This is a genomic window from Salinispora sp. H7-4 (assembly GCF_013416675.1).
Classification (GTDB): Bacteria; Actinomycetota; Actinomycetes; order Mycobacteriales; family Micromonosporaceae; genus Micromonospora; species Micromonospora vitiensis.
In genome coordinates this window covers 21658-25138 of sequence record NZ_JABZED010000008.1, presented here as the reverse complement: position 1 = coordinate 25138, position 3481 = coordinate 21658, and the positions used below count along the sequence as shown (strand labels likewise).

Annotated in this window: 1 protein-coding gene and 1 pseudogene; both read right to left on the bottom strand. The window is 67.5% G+C overall.

All coding sequences use genetic code 11. The features are described from left to right. Positions 1–707, bottom strand: a pseudogene (locus H0524_RS10480) (peptidase S8); the annotation flags it as partial. Positions 708–961: 254 nt separating this feature from the next. Continuing rightward, positions 962–3481 (bottom strand): S8 family serine peptidase (locus H0524_RS10475; protein ID WP_180198486.1); only part of this gene is annotated, 2520 nt, incomplete at its 5' end.

Below are 3481 nucleotides of genomic sequence, written 5' to 3'. Positions count from 1 at the left end.
CCGTCGCCGTCGTAGCCGGCCTCCCACGCCTCGGGGGCGCCGACCTGGGGGACGCTGTCGGCGAGGGTGCCGGCTACCTGGCCGTCGAGCCAAAGCTTGGTTACGCCGCTGGCCCGGGTCTGACTGGATCCGGCAGTGAGGGTGGTCCAGAGGGTACGGGTGTCTTTCTTGTCGGCGGTGAGGGCGTGGCCGTTGATGGCGGGTAGGTCGTGGACGAGCGTGGTACCGGCCGGTGCGGTGGTGGTGCGGGTGGTGGTGTCGGGGTAGGTGGCGATGAGGGGTATCTGGGTGGTGTGGGCGTCGTCGTAGCCCATGTCGATGAGGTCGGTGACGTTGAACAGTCGCTGGTCGAGTCGGTCGTCGGTCAGGAGTGGCATCGCCTCGTCGGGCAGGACGTAGAGGTCGTCGCCGTGTTGTTGGACGCTGAAGCCGCCGGTGGCGTCGTCGGGCTGGTCGACCTCGGCGATGGTTTTGCCGCCCGTGAGGGTCCGGACGGTGACGACGTCGCCGGTGAGCAGGGTGACGGTGTGTGTGCCCGTTACCGTGCCCGCGGGTGTCGCGATCGAGGCTGAGGGGGGTGGGCCGGCGGTCGCGGCGGTGGGATGGATCGCGGCGGCGGAGGCCGCGATCATCCCGGCTGCCACGACGGCGGCGATCAGCCGCCGGCGTGACCCGCCAGCGGCGAAGGGTCCTGGATACGAAGACATGGGCTAGGTTCTACCCATTTTGGTCGATCAGGTGAACCGTTGGAGACGGGCGGGTAGCCGCCACGGCGCTACTTCGCCACCGGGTGACGGTGGCGCCGCTGCTGGGTGTCTCGGTCCACGGGACGAGGGCCAGCTCCCGTGGCATGCCGTACGGTCGTCTGCGTTCGGTTCGGCTGTGGCCTCTCCAACCCCGACAAGGGGGCCCGGCGGGGTCCCCGGAGCGTGCTCGGTCCGGGGACCCCTCCCGGTTTTGGTCAGCGTAGGCCGTAGGCGCGGATGAGTTCTTGTCGGATGGCGAAGCCGGTGTCGGTTTCGGCGGCGGCGCGTACGGAGATGAAGCCGTCGGGTTGTGCCGGCAGTTTCAGTGTTCCGGTGTGGCGGTTGTTGTCGCCCGGGGTGAGGGTGACGGGTTGCCAGGTGGTGCCGTCGTCGTAGGAGACCTCAAGTTCTACTGCGGTGATGGTGCCGGTGCCGGAGCCGCCGGGCTGTGGCTTGGGGGTGATGCTGATGTCTTGGCGGGTGCCGGCTTCGACGTCGCCTCGCAGGTCGGTCTTCAGTTCGTAGTCGAGCTGCAGCAGGGTGAGCGGTTCCGGGGCGTGTCGGTCAGCCTCGTTGGTGCTGGAGATGAAGTCCCACTCGGTGTGGGTACGGGTCGACAGCCGCCACTCCTCTGCTGAGCGCGACGCATCCAACACCAGCCGGTACGGCAGCGTCCCGGCCGGCACCTCCTTGTTTGGCAGGTACGCACCGATGGTGTTCTCGTGCAGCAGGGTGTCACCCTGGTAGAGCTTCATGTTGGTCGGCACCGAGCCGTACTGCATGTTTCCGGCGTGTTCGACCTGGCTGCCCGAAGGGCTCCAGGACTGTACGTTGAGGAGCATGGTGTCCTGGTACCGGCTGTTGCTGACGCTGTAGCCGCGGCCGAAGGCGGGCCGGACGGCGGGGGCGAACCAGTCCACCTTGGTGGTCGTGCCCTTGGCGTACGTGTCGGTGAACGCCCGGTCCTCCCAGTCGCCCTGTGCGTGGGTTTCGTGCCACTCCGTGTCTGGGGTGACCCATTCGGTGCGGGTGCCGGGGTGCTGCTCGCGCTCGGGGGACCCGACTGCGGGGATGAGGGTCAGGTCGTAGCGATAGCCCCCACCAGTGGTGTCCTGGACGGCGTGGTAGCGAGCATCGATTCGGGCCAGGTCCTGGTGACTGGGGTGGTAGGTGAGGGGCTGGTCCGGCACCTGCTCTGACCATGCCTGGTTCAGGTCATAGATGGTGTCGGCGTACTCCTTCTGGGTGACCTTCAGTGGCGGCATGCCGTGCTTGGCGAGTGTGGTCAGAACGTTGCCGATGTCGCGGTGGACGCTGGCGACGGGGATGGGTGATTCGCCGACCCATTCGGAGAGGACTCCGGGCTTGTCGTTGACGATCAGGAGGAGTTCGGCTCCGGCGGCGGCTGCGGCGGCGGCCCGGTCGGCTGCGCTGATGTCGTCGCTGCGGGTGATGACGGCGATTTTGCCTTCGACGTCGACGTTGGCGTAGTCCTCGGGGGTGCCGGTGCCGGCGTAGACGGGGCGTAGCCATTGGGCGCCGGTGGTGATGGTGCTGCCGGCTTGGGCCCGGGCGTCGATGGGGAGCAGGCCGAAGGCGCGCAGGCTCAGGACCGGCTCACCTTTACGCCACCGGGCCCCCAGCGTGAACGCGCTCTCGGCGGGCTTCTCCGTCGGCAGGACGTACAGGTCGTCGTACCAAATCGGAATTCGGTAGGCGAAACGGAAGCGGTCGGCGTTGGGGTAGTCGACGGCGTAGGTGAGAGTGCGCTGTCGGTTTTCGGTGCGTTGGGGGGCGGTGGTGTCGAGTAGCCGGGCCTGGCTGGCGTCCAGCGTTACCTCGGTTGGTTTGTCGAGCACGATCCCTGGGGCGACCAGCAGGGCGAGGCCGAGGGAGTCAGCCCGTTCACCCGCAACGTCGAAGTCACTGTTCAGGGTGTAGGTCCCGGGTGCGAGGCGCAGGGTTCGCTCACCGTCGACGGCGACGCTTCCGGCGAACCTTTCCCCGGCCTTGTTTAGCAGGACGGTCGCGCTGGTGGGTTCGCCGTTGCGGTCGCGGAGTTTGATGGTGAGGTCGTAGCGCTCGTCTTCTTTGATGAGGCCGAGGCTGGTGCGGGTGATGGTTTCACCGGTGGTGGGGTTGGTGCCGATGAGGTAGCCGGTGTGTTGGCCGATATCGGCTGTCGTTGGGTCGCCGGTTACCGGGACGTCGATCTGGCCTTTGGCGGGCACGGTGACGGTGGGGGTGTTGAGGGTGAATGCGTTGTTGCCGGTGGTGGCTAGGTCGAGGGTGACGGGGGTGGTGCTGGTGTTGGTGAGGGTGACCGCCTTGGTGACGGGGGTGTCGGTGGGTTGGTGTGGCCAGTCGAAGTAGCCGAAAAACATTGAGCCGGTGGCCTGCACGGTCCTGTTTACCGCTGCTGCTACGTCGAGGCGGCCGGCGCCGACCTGGTATGCGCTGTAGGTGTCGGCTAGGCCCTGGGTGCTGCTCATGAGGGCGTTCTTGAGTTGTTGGCCGGTCCAGTTGGGGTGTTGTTGGGTGAGGATGGCGGCGGCTCCGGCGACGTGTGGGGTGGCCATGGAGGTGCCGTCGAGGCTTTGGTACATGCCGTCGCCGGTGCTGTGTTGGGAGCGGGCGGCGTTGATGGCGACGCCCGGGGCGGTGAGGTCGGGCTTGAGTGCGCCGGTGCGAGCGAGGGGTCCGGCGCTGGAGAACCTGGCGAGTTGGTCCTGTTT